Origin of the sequence: Indolivaga capnocytophagoides (assembly GCF_036511535.1) — a bacterium.
Lineage (GTDB): Bacteria > Bacteroidota > Bacteroidia > Bacteroidales > Dysgonomonadaceae > Dysgonomonas_A > Dysgonomonas_A capnocytophagoides.
Map to the genome: position 1 here is coordinate 2,790,883 of NZ_AP028867.1, position 19,212 is coordinate 2,810,094.

Genomic DNA, 19,212 nt, shown 5'->3' on the forward strand with positions numbered 1-19,212 from the left:
TTCGTTATCACCCGGGGAGCGTCTGAATTTATATTTACCGAGATTCATCGACCCTACTACTTATATAATCCTCCTTGAACTTATCTCCCCATTGCCACATCTGATCAATGATCGGAATCAATCCTTTGCCTGCTTCAGTCAAAGAGTATTCGACTTTCAAAGGCAATATAGGATATACTTTTTTCTCCAGAATCCCCATATTCTCTAATTCTCCTAACTGCTTTGTCAATACCCGTTTAGGGGCAATACTTATGCTTCGTTGTAAATCGCACGGCCTTACCACTCCTTTGCTGATCTCTAATATCAGCCAGGCATTCCAACTGGATGATAAAATATCGATCGCAATACGCACCGGACAATCGGAATAGTCCATCGGATTCTTCTTTACATACATAATATTCTCCTTTTTATCCTATACGGCAAAGGTAATCAATTCTGACTCAAGTGGAGATTAATTTATCACCCGATGATAATTTTACCCCGTATTGATCAAGCAATTAAGAGTATCTAACTTTAAAAAAAATAATCAGGAAGAATGGATAAGAATCAAATAATAATAAAAGGAGCAAGAGAAAACAACCTCAAAAATATTTCAGTCAGAATACCCAAAAAGAAAATAACTGTATTCACAGGAGTATCAGGTTCCGGTAAAACATCATTGGTTTTTGATACAATAGCAGCAGAATCGCAAAGATTGTTAAATGAAACTTACGATAGTTTTATCCGTCATCGGTTACAACAATATGGGAAGCCGGATGTCGATAGCTTGGAAAATCTGTCGGTAGCCATTATAGTGAATCAAAAGAAGATAGAAGGCAATGTCCGATCCACAGTTGGAACGATTACCGATATATATTCATTGCTTCGATTATTGTTTTCACGTATCGGACAGCCCTTTGTCGGTCATTCTTCTGTTTTTTCTTTTAATAACCCTCTCGGAATGTGTTCGTGCTGCGAAGGTTTAGGTAAAACAAATGCTATTGACTTGGATGAGTTGATTGATAAAGAAAAATCTTTAAACGAAGGAGCTATCCAATTCCCTACATTTGAGGCAGGCGGATGGCGTTGGACTCGCTATGTCTATTCCGGATTATTCGATAATAACAAAAAGATAAAAGATTACACTGAAGAAGAATGGTATAATCTGATCTATGCAAATGACTTAAAATTACTTCAACCTGACCCCCGATTTCCAAAAACAGGAATATACGAAGGCGTACTTCCTCGTTTTGAACGCAGCTTTTTCAAAAAAGAATCGAAAGAAATTACCGGCAAAAACATATCACGATACAAAGAAGTCGTAAAACAAGGTGTTTGTCCCGAATGCAAAGGCAACCGTTTAAACCCTCAGATTCTATCATGCAGAATAGCTGGAAAGCATATTGCAGACTGCTGCAATATGCAGATTGATGAACTACTCACATTTATAAAAACAATAAACAACAACTCTATCTCTCCATTATTATCAGCCATCATAGAAAATCTCGAAAACCTATTAGCTATCGGTCTAGGTTACCTGACTTTAGGTAGGGAAACGTCTTCATTATCGGGGGGGGAGTCTCAACGGATAAAGCTTGTCCGGCATTTAGGCAGCAGCCTGACCGACCTTACTTATATTTTCGATGAGCCAAGTGTTGGGCTACACCCGAATGATGTACAACGACTGAATAAATTATTAATAGAATTACGTGATAAAGACAATACAGTCTTAATTATAGAGCATGATCGTGATGTTATCGCTATTGCCGATCATATTATAGACATGGGAACAGGTGCAGGTAAAAACGGTGGAAGGATTGTGTATGAAGGAAATTTTGATGGACTAAAAAGAACAGGTACACCAACCGGGAAGTATCTCAATCAGGAGAACCGGATTAAAACAGAATACAGAAAACCATCGGGTTACCTTCCTATAAGGAACAGTTTTCTTCATAATCTGAAAAATGTATCCGTTCAGATACCCAAGGAAATATTAACAGTCATCTCAGGAGTGGCTGGTTCGGGAAAAAGTTCACTTATCAAATCACTGACAAACCATTATAAAGAAGTTGTTGTGATAGACCAAAGTCCTTTAAGAGGAAGCAAAAGATCAAATATCTCAACTTATACCGGAATATCAGATGTTATAAGGACTATGTTTGCAAAACAGAATAAAGTAAAACAATCATTATTCAGCAGTAACTCAGATGGAGCTTGTCCCGAATGCAAAGGATTAGGTAGTATATCTACCGATTTAGCCTTTTTAGATCATGTAGAAATCCGATGCGAACATTGCAGCGGAACAGGCTTCAAACCGGAAGTACTGAAATATAAATTAAAAGAAAAAAACATTACAGATGTTATGGCTATGACGATCAGTGAGGCGAATGCTTTTTTCAATGAACGGGAAATAACCGAACCATTAAGCAAGCTTTGTGAAGTTGGTTTAGACTACCTGACATTAGGGCAATCATTAAATACATTTTCGGGAGGAGAGCGTCAACGCTTAAAACTTGCAGCAGAATTAGGGAATAAAGAATATATCTATGTCTTAGATGAACCGACAACCGGACTTCATGGTTCGGATGTTGCCAAACTAATGAAACTTTTTGACAGGTTGGTAAACGACAAGAATACGGTTATTATTGTGGAACATAATATGGATATTATCTCTCAAGCCGATTGGATTATAGACATGGGACTTAGTGCCGGTAAAGACGGAGGAGAAATTGTATTTGAAGGTTTGCCTGTCGATATAATTAAGAGCAACATTTCATTGACCGGAAAACATCTGAAAAGGTATATAGAAATGAAAGATCAAGATAATTAGATAAAAGAATATCACAAAAAAATATCTATAGAAATATTGAAGTTGAACCTGTTATATCAGCTCAACTTCAATATTTAAGAATCAAGGAGTTTATCTTCCTGTTACCTGCAAATATTCAAACTGCTTTTGCTTATAGTCCGAGTATGTTTCAACATACCTGTCTCTACTTTGCTGCAATAAGGTCTGAGCATCCAGTACATCTGTAAGAGTTACTGTTCCTGCCTTATAATACTCATTGTTCAAACGTAAATTTTCAGAAGATTGCCCGATGGCATCTTTAGCCAGCAGTATCTGCTTATAGGCATTATCAAGTTCATTTTTGATATTCTGCATTTGCAGTAACAATTGCTCTTCTGTATCTATCTTATCGTTGTATGCTATCTGTTCCTGTATCTTTTGTTGTTTTATTGAATGGGAACCTCCCCACCATCCCGAAATCGGAACGCTGACAGAAACAAACACAGCCCCGTTTGAAGACCAGTTATCCAACAGATTTTCTCTGTAATATGTTGCTCCTACAGCTACCGTAGGCATATAATCAGCCCTTTTTATCTTAGTCTGAAGCTTTGATGCCTCTACGTTTTTATCCAGAAGTTTAGCTTCCGCCCTATTCGGCAGTGCACTCTTATGATCCACGTAATACTTTACCGGAGAGTCCACATCCTGAATATCAGGAGTTAATATCTCTAATGAGTCAGCCGAAGTGAGATCTAGATCCATTAGCTGGCACAAAGACATTTTTACCAGCTTAATATTGTTATCCAAATTGATCCGATTACTTGCCACCTCGTTCTTTTTTAATTTCACTTTCAACACATCGTTATTGGTAATCATTCCCATACGATAAGACAATTCCACATCCTTCAGGAGTTGGTCAACCTGAGCGTCTATGACATCCAGCGTTTTACTTTTCTCATACAAAGAGACCAATTGCCAGTAAAAGTTTTCGGTATTCAGCAACATATCGTTTTCAGATAGCTTAGCTTGATATTGGCTTACCTGAGTACCTAAATCTGCAAGTTTGTTTCCATTCACTATTTTACCACCGGCAAATATCGGTTGAGTGGCTATAATAGAAGCACTCATCCCATTGTTTAAGAAACTAATGGGAGTTCCTCCCATATTCAAAGCAACCAAAGGATCCTTCGCCGTGAACCCGAATCCGGAAGCACTTACTGAGGGAAAATAATTTGTAAATGCATTTTTTTTGATCTCTTTGGATGATTCGATGCCCAGCAAACTATTCTTTATCTTTCTGTTATTTTTAACAGTCAGCTGTTTACAGTCCTCAAGACTGTACTTCACCTGTGCAGATACGGATATAACCATCATACACATTATCATTGCAATATATCTTTTATCCATAATTATTCGGTTTCTTGTTTTTTAGAATTTTTATCTTCGTGTTTGTATATCAGCCAGTAAGCCAATGGCAATAATGTCAGGATAAATATCATGGCGAAGATGGTACCGAAGCTTATAACTGTTCCCATCGGACACCACAAAGGGCTTTTACTTATAATCATCGGAATAACCCCCATAGATGCCGCAGCAGAAGTCAGGAATATAGGACGCATTCGACGTTTACCAGCTTCCAAAGAAGCTTCCAGCACAGATTTTCCGTGCTTATACCGTAATTCTTCTGTATAGTCGAACATGATAATTCCGTTACGCACAATAATCCCGATCAGGCTGACAACTCCCAATATGGCTGTAACACTAAAATCTACCCCCATTACTTTTAGTCCTATGGCTGCACCAAATATACTGAGCGAAGTAGATGCCAGAACCAGAGAGGCAAGACTTATCTTTTTAAAATGAAATACAAGTATGAAAAAGATAATAACTATCGAGATAGAAAGTGCCTTTACCATCTTTGGCATAGTCTCACCATCCGATTCTTTAACTCCTCCATAAGAAATGGAAACTCCCTTGGGCATGGACTTTTCCGAAACAGCATTTACAATTTCTTCCACTTTCGGCTGAACTTGCCCGACTCTCTCGCCTCTTTTCAGATCAATAAAAACGGAAAGAGTACGTACACCGTTTCTCCGGTTGATTTGTCCCTCAGTCCAGTTTGCAGATACATCGGCTATCTGACGTAAAGGCACACTGGGCGATAACAATCCCGATACATATTCATTCGAAATATCTTCGGCAACAGGATCTTTATTTTCCCATTTCGATTTCAACACAACAGGTAGCGAATAATCATTTTCCCAGATATTTGTTATCGGCATTCCTCCGAAACGGGAAGCTAACCCCAACCCTAAAGTCGCTTCATTTACCCCCAATCTGTTTGATTCGACAGGATCTACCGTGATTTTTATGCCGGGCAGCGGCTCTTCATAATTGGTATATATTCTGATAGGCTCGTCCAACTTTTTAAGTTCGACCATTAATGTATCCGCCATTTTTTTAAGATCAGCTATATTATCGCCTGATAAGCGGACATCAATATCAGCATCTACAGATTCATATTCCAGTTGTTTAAATTTCACAAACGCATTTGGATAATGATATGCATATTCTGTAGAATATTTGTCCAGCAACAATTCTGTATCTTCATTCGATGCAGTATTTACAATAAATTGAGCAAAATTAGATCCCCCGATCTTGGGAGCGTAAGCTGTTTGAAAACGAGGAGACCCCGACCCGATAAAAGACGTTATCGAAACAACCGTTTCTTCTTTTCTCAGTATACTCTCCATATCCTGAGCAACTGCTTCTGTCTGCTCGAGTGAACTGCTATTAGGCAAATATATTTCCACGGCAAATTGGTTCCGTTCGGCAACAGGCATCAGCTTCTGAGGAATATTAGCAAATATATAGATACCCGATATAATAGAAATTATGCCTATGCCGAGAGAAACTTTAGGATACTGAAATACTTTTTCGAGCAGCCGGTTGTATCCGTTTTGGAGTTTATCCAAAAAGGTTTCTTTTTGCTTATGTTCATCCTGCTTATCAGGTTGATGCAATCCTTTTCGGATAAAGAAGTATTGCAGGAACGGTATAAAAAGAACAGCCACAGCCAGAGATACTCCCAACGTTATAAGAATAGTCCATGGAAAGAGTTTCACGAAGTCGAGAAATTGTCCGGTGAGCATTAGCAGAAAAGGAAAAAACGTAAGGCTGATGGCTAATGTCGCCGATATAATAGCCTTCGAATACTCTTTGGCACTTTCTATCGATGCCTGCCAACGAGGAATACCATGATCCAGTTTTTCGAGATAGCTGTCTACAACGACAATCGAATTATCGACTATCATCCCTAATACTACTATCAATGCAGCTAATGTCACCGTATTTAGTTCTATTCCAAAAGCGAACATCAATCCCAGCGAAATAAATATCGATATAGGAATGGAAGATGCAGCTACACCGGCCACCCTCAACGGCAGCAATATCATAGTTACAAGTACTACAGCAACAATCGCAATTAACAGCTCTTTCAGAAATGTAGTGATGGAGTGCCCTACAACCTGCGGTTGGTCTGCCACACGGTAAATATGAATATCATCGGGAATATCGTTCTGAAATTGTAGGAGAACCTTTTCCACATCTTTTCCATATTGGATAACATTATAACCCTCCCTCATTTCGGCAGATAACACCAAACATTTCTTACCATTGTTAGTTGTGTAGCTGGTAGGCTTCGGATATTCCCTTACTACTTTAGCTATATTCTTTAAGCGAATATGATTTCCCTGAGCATCAGAGTAAATAATTTGTTCTTCCAGATCTTTCTCTGACTGATAGGGCCTTTCGATATGGATAGGAACAACCATATCGGGATTGTCTATTTTCCCTGCAGTAGTAATGAATCCTTTAGTGATCAGCGTCTGATACAGATTTAATATGTTAATTCCATACGCAGCCAGCTTTTCTTTCTCGATATATATGCTTATCTGCTCATTCTGTTCACCATAACGGCGCAAGTTCGATACAGACTCTATAGTTCTCAATCGGTCTTCGAGTGTTTCGAGATAAGTTTCCAATTGCCGGTAAGTCTTTGTCTCTGATTCGAGAGTTATAAGCAAAGCCGAAGTATCGCCAAAATCATCATTGGCAATGAGAGCCAAAACTCCCGAGGGTAATTTAACTTTGAAAGTTGTCAACCCATGTTTTATTTTCGACCATACTTCATCTTTATTATTCACATCGTCATTCAATTCTACGTATACATAAACGATTCCATCTTTGGAATGAGAATATGTCTTGGACTTCTTGACTTCCTTGTATGTAAACAGAAAATTTTCGAGGGGTTTAGTCAATTGTTCTTCAACTTCTGCCGAAGTAGCTCCCGGATATACCCCCACCACAACTCACTGACGGATTGTAAATACAGGAAATTCCTGTTTGGGCATCACATTCAGTGCATAAATGCCAAATAAACTCAATACAATGACAATGAGCAATATAATCTTATTATATTTCATTGCCCAGCCGATAATCCCGGATTCTGATTTCATATCTTCTTTTATTTAGCTGTTTTCACTGTTATTCCCGGGCTGATATTCTGATATCCGTCTATGATAAGATTATCTCCTTCCTTCAGTCCTTTTTCTATTACAACTCCGTTTCCGATAAGTTTACCTTGCGATATTTCGCGGTATACAGCTTTGTTTTGTTCGTCTTTTAACCAAACAAAGTGCTTACCCGAAAAATCAACTTGTATGGCTTTTAAGGGGACTATGATATTCTTCCGATCAGAAATACCTGATGGATTTATAAGATAAGCCTTACATACCATTCCTGGCATGATCCGCGAATTTGGATTATTTACCTGCACCTTTATATCATATGTGTGTGACACTGGGTTAGCCGAAACTCCTTTTTCCATGATTTTACCTTCGAATTCAGCTTCATCCAATGCCGATATTTTTATGCGACAGGCTTCACCTGGTCTTATTGCAGATATTTCATTTTCGGGAATAGCTATTTTTATTTTTACGACACTGATAGTAACCAGATTATAAACCGGCGCACCCGGTGCTACATTTGCGCCTGCTTCCTGGTAACGTTGACTGATTACTCCAGATATCGGAGCATACAAATTACAATCCTGCAAGTTTTTGCGTGCAATCTGTTCGTTAGACTGTGCCTGCTCCAGGCGTGTCTTAGCTTCTATGTATTTTATCTCGGGAAGGCTGTTGTTTTCATAGAGGACTGACAATCGGTTATATGCATCCTGAGCCTGATTGAGAGTTGCTTTTGCTGCATTATGCATACTTTCTATTGAGTTTGTATTCAATCGGGCCAATAATTGCCCTTTTCGAACACCCTGCCCTTCCTGTGCATATACTTGTTCAATATTTCCATTTACCTGAAAACTGACATCAACGGCATTCTCTCCTTCTACTGTTCCTATATACTCCTGCTGATAAATATCATCACTATACTTTATTGTTTGTACTTTTACAAGAACAGTTCTTACATCCTGTTCTTCACCCTTCTTAAAAGAGCAGGATACCAATCCTAAAATAAGGACAATCACCACCATTTTATTCAACAACAATTTTACTTTACTCATAATTTTCATTCAAAAAAAATAATTTTTACGACTATCTGTTTATGTCGCAAATATCTCCCTATAATATGGTTTTATCTGAATCAATACTACGACAAAAATGTTCATAACTTCGCTTTTTGCTTTTTCTATGGATTTTATTTCTATTTTTAGAATTAAAATAAACAGATTGAGTTATGTCTAAAGAAAACTATGCTAAAATATCGGTGAATGATTTTGAAGATCAGGCTACCTCTCAAGGCATTAAGAATTTCGTTATATCAGATGACACAGCAAATATTCAAGACTATCCCTTCGATTTCAGGTATCCGCATATCGTGGAAGGAATAGCATTTGCCATCTGTGTGAAGGGAACAGGACGAATTAAGATCAACTTACGAGAATATAAGGTCGAACCCTGTACAATAATGCTTATCCTTCCGAATTATATTTTAGAGTTATTGGAACAAAGCGATGACTTAACCATTGAGTTCTTGCTGTTTTCATTTGACTTTATTTCCGATATTAAATTGATTGCAGATGTTGATACGCCTAAAAAAATAGATCAGAAGCCTTGTCTGAAGATTAGTGAAGAAGCAACAACCGACCTTTTGGAATTTCATGCATTCATCGTAAAACGCTACAAAAAGACAGACATTCTTTATAGGGAAGAAATCGCACGAAGCTTACTCCAAACATTAATATATGAGGTTTTACAATTGTATCAGGACAAGAAAACAGAATCAGGAAACAAGCCGCTTACACGGAAGGAAAAACATTTGCACAACTTCGTAAGCTTATTATTTGAATATCATATGAAGGAGAGAAGTATTGCTTTCTATGCAGATAAAATGTTTATCACTCCTAAATACTTATCACGGGTTGTGAAAGAGACAAGTGGAGTGGATATTCAGCAATGGATTGACGATATGGTAATTATGGCGGCCAAAGCGTTGCTTAAAAGTTCAAATATGACCATTCTGCAAATATCTGAAGATATGAGTTTCGCAAATCCGTCATTTTTCGGAACTTATTTTAAAAAGAGAACAGGCATGACCCCTGTCCAATATCGGGAAAGTTAAGGTAACAGATGATTTACTAAAAGGAATCAAAAAAAACTCACATCAGAGTCTAAACAAGAAAAGTCCTTTATTCTATTGAATAACAGGACTCTTCTTTGATTTTCTAAATCTTATTGGCGGTATGGACGGGACTCGAACCCGCGACCCCCTGCGTGACAGGCAGGTATTCTAACCAGCTGAACTACCACACCGTTTTTTTGGAGTGTCATTTCCTCTGAAATGCGATGCAAAGATAGATGTGTTTTCGAGATTTTCCAAATTTTAAGAGAGAAAAATTTAAATAAAAATCAATTTCTTTGCATCGCCTTCTTTAGAATGTTTTATATCAGATTATTACAAAAACCATTTTTATTTCAGCCATTGATCAAACCAGCGGAAAAACTCACGCTGAAACAAGATTCCGTTCTGCGGCTGGGCTATCCAATGGGTTTCATCCGGAAATATAAGCATACGGGTAGGAATGCCTCTAAGCTTTGCAGCATTGAAAGCCATCATTCCCTGCGATGCCAGAATACGGTAATCAAACTCGCCATGAGTAATCATGATAGGAGTATCCCATTTATCAACAAAACGATGAGGAGAATTAGCATACGAGCGTTGAGCGATGGAATTATTACGATCCCAGAAAGAACCACCCAGATCCCAATTGGCAAACCACATTTCTTCGGTTTCCAGATATTGAGCCTCAAGATTGAATATTCCCGCATGAGCCAAGAATGCTTTGAATCGCTTATTATGGTTTCCGGCAAGCCAGTATGTAGAGAATCCGCCGTAGCTCGCTCCTGTACAACCCAACTTATCGGCATTTACAAAAGGTTCTTTAGCCAAAGCATCGATTGCCGAAAGATAATCTTTCATATTCTGACCACCGTAATCTCCACTGATCTGTTCATTCCATTCTTTACCAAATCCGGGTAAACCCCTACGGTTAGGAGCGACAATGATATATCCTTTCGCTGCCATCATCTGCAGATTCCAACGATAAGACCAGAACTGGCTCACTGTACTTTGAGGACCTCCCTGACAATACAATAATGCAGGATATTTCTTATTCGGATCGAAGTTTGGCGGATATACTACCCATGTCAGCATTTTCTTACCATCAGTTGTAGGAATCCATCTCTCCTCTACTTTACCCATTGTTATCTGATTCAGAATCTCCTTATTTTCAAAAGATATCTGTGTAGCCTTTCCCGTATTTGCATCAACCGAATAGATTTCATTAGGCTGAGACATAGAATGACGTAAAGCGATCAGTTTATCACCTGCCAGCGAGAATGACTCATAATCATGCACTCCTTCGGTTACAGGCTTAATCTCTTTGGTATGAATATATGCCTTAAAGATCTGGGTTTTCGCCTCAACACAACTTATGATATACAAGCTTTGATTGTCGTTGTTCCATTGTATGAAATCAGTATTATAATCGAAATCTTCGGTTACATAAGTTTTGTCTCCGGTCGCTAGATTCATTACAAACAATCGGTTTTTATCCGATTCATAACCATCACGCTCCATACTTTGCCATGCTATGTATTTTCCATCCGGAGAGAAAACCGGATTGATATCATATCCCATCATTCCATCTGTGATATTCGAAGTCTTTTTGCTGTCGATTTCATACAGATAGATATCAGAATTGGTTGACAAAGCATAAGCCATTCCCGTTTTCTTACGGCAAGTATAAGCGATTGTTTTACTATCAGGCCTCCAAGCCAGCTGTTCAATACCACCAAAGGGCAGCATCGGACACTCATAAGGTTCACCTTCTAGTATATCCCGGTCATTGCTTAGCTTACTGCCATCGTAATCTGCTACAAAGCTATGAGGAATTTCCTCTATCCATTCCGACCAGTGTTTGTACATCAGATCATCAATAATGCGTCCTGAAGCCTTAGGAAGGTCTGGATATATATCAGAAGTCCGTTCTCCGAACTTAACATTCTTAATATACAGGATTTTCTTTTCATCCGGCGAATAGCTAAATCCATTGACACCACCCTCTACATCACTGATCTTTACCCGATCACTTCCATCGGGATTCATTTCCCATATTTGCGAAGAACCGCCTTCACTGGATAAAAATGCAATCTTAGAACCGTTTTTTACCCACACAGCACTATTCTCTCCGGTTGGTGTTTTTGTGATCTGCTTATTATCCGAGCCATCGATATTCATGGTGAATAACTCACGATTGGTCTTATTCTGCTCAATGCTGACATAAGTTACTCCATATAAAATCTTAGATTTATCGGGAGACACCACCGCTTCGCTGATTCTTCCAAAACTGTACAAAGCCTCGGGAGTCATCAATCCGTCAGTTATTTTCACCGTCGCTTTTCCGATAAGGGGAGCCGCAGCCTCATCCTTCTCCTTACTGTCTTTGCCCGAACCACAAGCCAACATGCCTGCACTCAATGCAATTGCCATAATAGATTTGTATTTCATTTACGTTGTATATTGATTAAGGTCTCAGACCTATTTATTAACTTACCTCTAAAAAGAAAACCAAAGTTATTGTTTTTTTTCATAAGATAATAAAACAGGGTATTAAACCAAGATCAAATATCTCAAAATCAAGACCAACACCCCATCAGTTACTCTTTTTGTAACTCACAATCGCCCAAACATTAAACACAACAGCAAATCCACACAAAGCATACAACTTCGGCAACAAATCCATCAATCCGCTGCCTTTAAGATAAACAGACCGCATAACCTGTATAAAATAACTCAAAGGGTTGAACTTCGTTATCATCTGCGCCCATTCGGGCATACTGCTGATGGGAGTATATAACCCGCTCAGAAGAATAAGTATCAGCATAAAGAAAAACATAACGAACATAGCCTGCTGCATCGAATCCGAATAGTTAGATATAACAAGCCCCAATCCCGAGACTGTAAGGATGTATACGCTGGCATACAAATAGATTGTCAGCAGATTGCCAACCGGATAAAGTCCATAAACCAAGGCTGATAAGATAAAACAAATACTAAGCACAATAAATCCGATTATCCAATACGGAATTAGTTTTGCAAGAATAAACACGAGCCTGTTTACAGGGGTAACATTCATCTGCTCAATGGTTCCCGCTTCCTTCTCTCCAACAATATTCAAAGCCGGAAGGAAACCCGCAATCATAGTAAGTAGCATCACAGCCAATGCCGGCAGCATAAACACCTTATAATCCATAAATACATTGTACTTATTGTGCGGCTCTATATTTATAACGGGAGCAATACCCCTATCAACAGTCAGTCCCAGTTCGGCACTTATTTCACTCGCAAAATCATTCATAATAGCAGATAAATAGCCTGATCCGAGACCTCCTTTTGTTCCGTTTACAGCATTCGCCGAAATCATTACATTGGCAGTACCAGTCTTTATCAGATCTTTTTCGAACTCGGGACGAATGTCGAGAATAATATCTGCAGAACCCGATTCGATACTCTTCATTGCTTCGTTATTGGATGCCGAGACATCCTCAAGAATAAAATAGCCGGAAGCAATAACTTTATTTATCAAACGTTCCGAATAAGAACTATGATCGTTATCTACAACAGACAGTTTGATATTCTTTACCTCCTGATTGGCAGCCCAAGGCATAACCAGTATCATCATAACAGGCATCATAAATATCATTCTCGGCAGAAATGAATTTCTCAATATCTGTTTAAATTCTTTTTCTAATAAAAACTTCAACATAAGTAATCAAGGTCTATTATTAATCATTGTATATATAGTAAACAAGTTGACTAGTTAACAAGTATAAAATCGAAAAAAGGTTACAAGATCAATGACCAGTCAACAGTGATCAGTTATCAATAAACAATTATTAGTTGCCCACATTATTCATTGTTCAAAAGGTTACAAAAGTGACAGCAGATTTACACATTTTTCATTGTTACTTTATTTCCACATTGGCATATTATCCCATTTGTTATCTATAGATAAAATTCCCATCACAGTCTCTTTTTAAATGTTTTGAGACTAACAAAGAGCAAAACTGAAATCATCAACAGCAGAACGCCAAATTCGTGTATAACATAAATACCGTCTACACCCTGAATCATCAGCTTCTTAATAATGCTTATATACCATCTCGCAGGCATTATACTCGACACCCATTGCAAAACAACCGGCATACTTTCGATAGGGAACATCATACCCGACAAGAGCATGGTAGGCATCATTAATCCCATTCCCGATACGAGCATAGCCGCAACCTGTGTTTCCACTAGATTTGAAATCAGAAGCCCCAAAAGCAATGCCACAAGAATGAACATAAAGGATGCCAGAAAAATCAATGGCAAGCTTCCGGCAACAGGCACTTTCAAGACAAATACCGACAACAAAAGAATGGTAATAAGGTTGACAATCGAAAGGGTAAGATAAGGCACTGCTTTAGAGATAATGATAAAAATAGGTCTGATCGGAGATGTCAACAGAATCTCCATACTCCCTTTTTCCTTCTCTCTCACAATAGCGATAGAAGTCATCATCGCACATATAAGCATCAGTATCAACCCCATCACACCGGGCACAAAGTTATATGCACTCTCCATCTGAGGATTATATAACATCTTTACCTGAGGTACTATCTTTAGATTGGGACTTCCTGACTGCCCGGCTATTTCCTGCTGATACTGCGACAATATATTGGTTATGTAGTTAGTCATTGTCGTAGCCTGATTTGGGTCTGTAGCATCTACAATAACCTGCACAGCAGCTTCTCCTGTATGCAGCATATTAGATTGAAAATCATTACCGAAAACCAGAACCATACTGGCTTTACCTTCTCTCAACACCTGCTCTATACGATCGGGGTTATTGAGATTCTCCACCAGCGAAAAATATTCATTTGCCTGAATCTTTTGAATGATTTGCTCTGTAACCGCATCTTTTGACAAGTCGAATACCGCAACCTGAGTATTTTTAACTTCCGTAGTAATGGCAAACCCGAAAAGCAGAATCTGAGCAATAGGCATACCAAGCAATATCAGAATAGTACGGACATCTCTGAATATATGATAAAACTCTTTTTTTACGAATGATAAGAATTGCTTCATATAACTATTAATTATAAGTAACAGAAAGTATTTAATGATATACTTCTAGTTTATAACAGACTTTGGTTGTTTTACTTACCAAAGCAACAAAAAGGTCTGAGACCTAACCATCTGAACGTACCGCACGTCGTGCAAACTTCAGAAACACCTCATCCATTGTCTGCGAACCGGTCTGTTCTTTCAGCATTTTAGGGGAATCCAATCCTTCTATTTTACCATCGACCATAATAGATACCCGGTTACAATATTCAGCTTCATCCATATAGTGAGTAGTTACAAATACAGTGATACCTTCATCGACCGCTTCATAGATCATTTCCCAAAACTGACGGCGGGCAGCAGGGTCGACACCTCCGGTAGGCTCATCCAGAAATACAATTTTAGGAGAATGAAAGATTGAGACAGAAAAAGCTAATTTCTGTTTCCAGCCTAAAGGCAGATCGCGTACTAATGTTTTTTTTTCAGTGAGAAAACCCAAATGGCTTAATATCCGCTCTGATTTCGATTTTATATCGCTTTCTTTCATGCCATATATTCCACCGAAAAGACGTATATTCTCCCAAACTTTAAGATCCTCATACAACGAAAACTTCTGGCTCATATAACCAATGTTCGCCTTTATTTTTTCCTGCTCGCGGTTGATATCAAATCCGGCTACACTTCCTTCACCTGAGGTCGGATTGCTCAGTCCGCATAACATCCGCATAGCAGTTGTCTTTCCTGCTCCGTTTGCTCCGAGAAAGCCGAATATCTCGCCTTTACCAACCTCAAAACTAATGTGATCGACAGCTGTAAAGTTTCCGAATTTCTTTGTCAGATCGGTGGCTTTAATTACTATATCATTCATTTTCTTTCTTTTCGGTTATGAGCATAAAACAATCTTCGATACTAGGTTCAATCGGACGTATACTGATATTGGTATGCCCTTTATCAGACAAATATTTCATTAACCCATCGGCAGACAAAGAGGCATCAACCGTAATATGGTGATTTTCGCCGAATGCAAAACTACTCTTGATCTGTTTATTACTTCTCAGATCGAGAAGAAGATGATACATATTATCCGCCTCAACAGCCCAAAGAATATCATCGAACTTAGATATGATATTTAATGGAGTATCGATATCCAGAAACTGCCCGTTTCTAATAAATGCTATCCGGTCGCAAAGCGAGGCTTCATCCATATACGGAGTAGATACGAGTATAGAAATACCCTGAGATTTCAACTTTCGCAGCATTTCCCAGAATTCTTTTCGAGAAACCGGATCGACTCCGGTCGTAGGCTCATCCAGAAACAACACAGTCGGTCTATGTATAAGGGCACAGCAAAGTGCCAGTTTCTGCTTCATTCCTCCCGATAGCTTTCCTGCCCTGCGTTTTTTGAAAGGCTCAATCTGTTTGTATATATCTTCTATGAGGTGATAATTCTCTTCTATAGTTGTATTGAATATGGTAGCAAAGAATTCGAGATTCTCTTCTATCGTGAGATCTTCATACAAAGAGAACTTTCCGGGCATATAACCTATCTTTTTCCGTATTTGCGCATACTCTTTCACCACGTCACAGCCATCGACTACAGCATTGCCGCTATCGGCCAGCAATAATGTGGTAAGTATACGGAATAGAGTAGTCTTCCCTGCCCCATCGGGTCCTATTATTCCGAATATTTCACCGGCTCTCGTCTCAAAGCTGATATTGCTCAAAGCCGAAACCTGCCCATACTTTTTACAGATATTCTCTACTGTAACCATCGGTTTATTGATCTGTTAACTTAACTTCTCCGTACATCCCTTTTTTGATATAGCCGTCATTTTTAACTTCTATCTTTATGGCATATACAAGGTTCGCTCGCTCGTCTCTGGTCTGTATGGTTTTGGGTGTAAATTCCGCTTTGTCTGATATCCATGTAATCTTACCTGCGTATTCTTTCCTGTCCGATTCTCCCAGATCCGAATATACTTTTACATTCTGTCCTATTTTTGCTGTCGTAAGCTGACTGGCGGTTATATATGCTCTAAGATACATTGTTTCAACATCTGCTATTTTGAATAAAGCTTTGCCCTGTGTCGCCAATTCTCCCTGCTCGGCATACTTAGCCAGTACCGTTCCTTTGATCGGGCTTGTTATAACCGATTTTGCAATTTGATCTTTTAGCTGAGCAATCTGAGCTTCAAGCGATACACCCTCATCAGTGAGACTGCTGTTTGTATTATTAATTGTTTCATATTGAGCAGCCAGCTGTTTCTCCAGCAATTTGATCTGGGCATTTATATCATCCAGCTGCTTTTGATTAGCGGCATTGAGTGAAATTAGGTTCTGATAACGTTTTTGCTCTCTTTTCTGAGTCTCGATCTGCTGCTGTAAAGCCGCGATCTGAGTCGCAGGAGTTGTCTTTTTGTTTTTCACACTTCCGATACTTGCTTCCAGTTGATTCTTTTTCAGAAAAAGCTGAAGTGTATCTATCAGCCCAACCTGCTGATTAGGCTCCAACACATCACCTTCGGTAATATCGAATTGTTTTATCTCTCCATTCCCTTGCGAAGACACTATCACTTCCGTGGTCTCGAAGATACCGGATGCATCGTATTCTAAGCCCTTGTTTCCGCAGGCATACAAATTGAATGCTATAAAAAGTGCAGTCAGATATTTAAGTACTTTCATATTGTTATTACTTAATTGTTGGTTATATATTTCAGATTATATATGGCTTGTATTAATTCTATTTCGTGGACAATTTTATCCTGAATAGATTGTTGTTCGGCATTGACTTCTTTCATCAGTTCCAATACGGAGAGTGTTCCGTTAGCAACTTTAGCTTCCGCCGATTTTTTAACCGATCCTCTTAAAGAGATTATCTTATCATCAGAATTTAAGAGTTCTCTGATCTTTAAAACCTCATTATCATTTTGAGCCCGGTCAAGTCGATTATTAAACAGGAAAGTCTCTCGTTGAGAATCTATCATACTCCTATTCACTTCGATATTGCTCAGTTTATTTTTCCTTGTATAAAAGCTGCTTAGATTCCAGCTTAAAGAAATACCGCCTATGTAATAAGCAGAAAATTTACTTTCAAGCATATTTAGCCCTGGACGCCCGTATCCTCCGGTTGCAAAAGCACTGAATTTTGGCATCAAAGATGAGTTGATTTCTTTTTTCTGAGCATCCAGATTATGATATTGGGCTTCATACATTGCCAGTTCGGGACGTTGACTTCCGGAAGAGTATAACTGATCTGGATTCGGTCTGATCAGTCGAGTATTTTCTCCTACCTCCTCCCCAGTCAGAACAGAAAGCATCTCGCAATAAGCCTTTTTACTGTGATACAATGAGGTTCTGTTCTGCCTGTTTTTTATCTGCTCTACCTCAATTGCATCTAAATCGGCCTGATTGGCTATGCCATTTTGCATATAAGCAGAAACCTGATTATAGTTTCGTTGCAACTCAGCGTCATAAAGTCCGTTTTGACGGAGCATTTCATTCTGCAGAAGTATTCCGAGAAACAGCTGATTAACCCTGTCACGTATAGAATACATCGTAACCTCCAGGCTTTTTTTATCTATTTCGGACTGGCTTCTGATGCTTTCTTTCTGGGCTTTGATAGCTCCTCCGTCCCAGATACTCTGGTTTACATCCAGTGTTGCACTATACTGGTCTTTCTTCATTCCTTTGATGCCGGGAATATCTACGGGAATCTTTGTCACTTCGGACTGATAAGTCCCCTTTGCCGACAACTGAATCTGAGGCAAATAACCTTTTTCGACATTAGACAAATTATAGTCCTTCGCCTTCTCTATCAAACCATATTGCTTAATAAGCGGATAGTTTGCTTCTGCTTTTTTATAACATTCTTCGATACTCAATTGTGCATATCCCGAGCAGGATATAACAGCCAAAGAAAGCAATATCAACACTCGACACTTCATAATCTATCGTTATTTAATTCTTTTATTTAAGCTCTCAAAACCTTTTTGTTGACACCCCAAACAAACAAATATGATTAACAATTTTGTTAATAAAAAGATAAAAAAATTACATCTGCAACCTGTTCAAAATTATTTCAACATTTACCTGCTTACGGTGTTCCAAAAAACGCAAGAACTGATCTTCATCCAACTCTAATATCCCTAGTACCAACGGCTTTCCGATAAAAACAAATATATTAAGAGAGACAATGCTAAAAAGCAAATCGTAAGCATCGATATAACGGATTGTGCCTTTCTCCACCTCATTGTCAATTTCCTGCTTCAGGCTATCACGAATGGCATTTGCCTTTTCTTTGATAACATTCACAAATAATGTTCTCAACCTGTCATCATGGGCTATTTCATTAAAAATAAAATTAGGGAGTCCTGGATTCTTTGCCAATAAATCGAAGTGATCCTCAATCCCCTTTTTAATCTTTTCGAGAAATGGAAGATCCATCGTAAAAGAAAAAAGTAATACTTCAGACATCAGCTTAGCCTTTTTCTTAAACACAACTTCAAACAAATTTTCCTTAGTCCGAAAATAATAATGCAGCATAGCATGATTTACACCTGCCCTCTTTGCAATCTCGGTAGTGCGGGATTTACCGTAGCCTTTTTCGATAAATTCGGCTTCGGCTGCTTCTAAGATAAGTTTTTCGCTATCTGTTTCTTTTATCGACATATTTGCTTGGGTTATTATCTAATTTGATTAACAAAATTGTTAGACAATGCAAATATGAGAATATTTTCGGAATAAAAAAATAAAATTCAAAG

12 protein-coding genes, 1 tRNA gene and 2 pseudogenes are annotated in these 19,212 nt (G+C 38.5%); 2 read left to right on the forward strand and 13 right to left on the reverse strand.

Annotated elements, in window-relative coordinates; translation table 11 throughout:
- Positions 1-34: 34 nt before the first annotated feature.
- Positions 35-394 carry a winged helix-turn-helix transcriptional regulator gene (locus tag AABJ51_RS11255; protein WP_338372630.1) on the reverse strand — a complete coding sequence of 120 codons (360 nt, stop codon included), beginning with the start codon at positions 392-394 and terminating at the stop codon, positions 35-37.
- Positions 395-535: 141 nt separating this feature from the next.
- Here AABJ51_RS11255 and AABJ51_RS11260 point away from each other — a divergent pair, with 141 nt between their 5' ends.
- On the forward strand, positions 536-2,809 hold the full coding sequence (locus AABJ51_RS11260) for an ATP-binding cassette domain-containing protein (protein WP_338372633.1): 2,274 nt from the start codon (positions 536-538) through the stop codon (positions 2,807-2,809).
- A 90-nt stretch (positions 2,810-2,899) separates the two neighbouring features.
- Here the strand turns inward: AABJ51_RS11260 and AABJ51_RS11265 are convergent, their stop codons facing one another.
- The 3 genes and pseudogenes from AABJ51_RS11265 to AABJ51_RS11275 form a co-directional block, all read right to left on the reverse strand.
- Positions 2,900-4,174: a TolC family protein gene (locus AABJ51_RS11265; RefSeq protein WP_338372634.1), complete on the reverse strand. Its 1,275-nt coding sequence runs from the start codon at positions 4,172-4,174 to the stop codon at positions 2,900-2,902.
- Between the two features lie 2 nt (positions 4,175-4,176).
- Positions 4,177-7,284, reverse strand: a pseudogene (locus AABJ51_RS11270) (efflux RND transporter permease subunit).
- Positions 7,285-7,292: 8 nt separating this feature from the next.
- On the reverse strand, positions 7,293-8,345 hold the full coding sequence (locus AABJ51_RS11275) for an efflux RND transporter periplasmic adaptor subunit (RefSeq protein ID WP_338372635.1): 1,053 nt from the start codon (positions 8,343-8,345) through the stop codon (positions 7,293-7,295).
- Positions 8,346-8,518: 173 nt separating this feature from the next.
- Between AABJ51_RS11275 and AABJ51_RS11280 the strand changes: the two genes are divergently transcribed.
- Positions 8,519-9,403 (forward strand): AraC family transcriptional regulator, encoded by an 885-nt coding sequence (locus AABJ51_RS11280; RefSeq protein WP_026626714.1) that lies wholly within the window; start codon positions 8,519-8,521, stop codon positions 9,401-9,403.
- Between the two features lie 114 nt (positions 9,404-9,517).
- On the opposite strand, the gene AABJ51_RS11285 is transcribed toward AABJ51_RS11280, so the two are convergent.
- The 9 genes and pseudogenes from AABJ51_RS11285 to AABJ51_RS11325 all read right to left on the reverse strand — a co-directional run bounded on the left by AABJ51_RS11285 (position 9,518) and on the right by AABJ51_RS11325 (position 19,120).
- Positions 9,518-9,594 (reverse strand) — tRNA-Asp (locus AABJ51_RS11285).
- A 157-nt stretch (positions 9,595-9,751) separates the two neighbouring features.
- Positions 9,752-11,851 carry a dipeptidyl-peptidase Dpp5 gene (dpp5, locus tag AABJ51_RS11290; protein WP_338372636.1) on the reverse strand — a complete coding sequence of 700 codons (2,100 nt, stop codon included), beginning with the start codon at positions 11,849-11,851 and terminating at the stop codon, positions 9,752-9,754.
- Between the two features lie 145 nt (positions 11,852-11,996).
- Complete coding sequence (locus AABJ51_RS11295) at positions 11,997-13,109, reverse strand: ABC transporter permease (RefSeq protein ID WP_338372638.1); 1,113 nt, start codon at positions 13,107-13,109, stop codon at positions 11,997-11,999.
- Positions 13,110-13,366: 257 nt separating this feature from the next.
- Positions 13,367-14,473 carry an ABC transporter permease gene (locus tag AABJ51_RS11300; protein ID WP_026626796.1) on the reverse strand — a complete coding sequence of 369 codons (1,107 nt, stop codon included), beginning with the start codon at positions 14,471-14,473 and terminating at the stop codon, positions 13,367-13,369.
- Between the two features lie 103 nt (positions 14,474-14,576).
- Positions 14,577-15,308, reverse strand: a pseudogene (locus tag AABJ51_RS11305) (ABC transporter ATP-binding protein); the annotation flags it as partial.
- Positions 15,309-15,312: 4 nt separating this feature from the next.
- Positions 15,313-16,224: an ABC transporter ATP-binding protein gene (locus tag AABJ51_RS11310; protein ID WP_338372640.1), complete on the reverse strand. Its 912-nt coding sequence runs from the start codon at positions 16,222-16,224 to the stop codon at positions 15,313-15,315.
- Between the two features lie 4 nt (positions 16,225-16,228).
- Positions 16,229-17,134, reverse strand: a complete 906-nt coding sequence (locus AABJ51_RS11315; protein ID WP_338372642.1) for an HlyD family secretion protein — start codon at positions 17,132-17,134, stop codon at positions 16,229-16,231.
- Between the two features lie 11 nt (positions 17,135-17,145).
- The gene (locus AABJ51_RS11320; protein ID WP_338372644.1) at positions 17,146-18,396 is read right to left on the reverse strand and encodes a TolC family protein; all 1,251 of its coding nucleotides are present in this window, start codon (positions 18,394-18,396) and stop codon (positions 17,146-17,148) included.
- A gap of 106 nt (positions 18,397-18,502) precedes the next feature.
- Positions 18,503-19,120, reverse strand: a complete 618-nt coding sequence (locus tag AABJ51_RS11325) for a TetR/AcrR family transcriptional regulator (protein WP_338372646.1) — start codon at positions 19,118-19,120, stop codon at positions 18,503-18,505.
- Between the last annotated feature and the right edge of the window lie 92 nt (positions 19,121-19,212).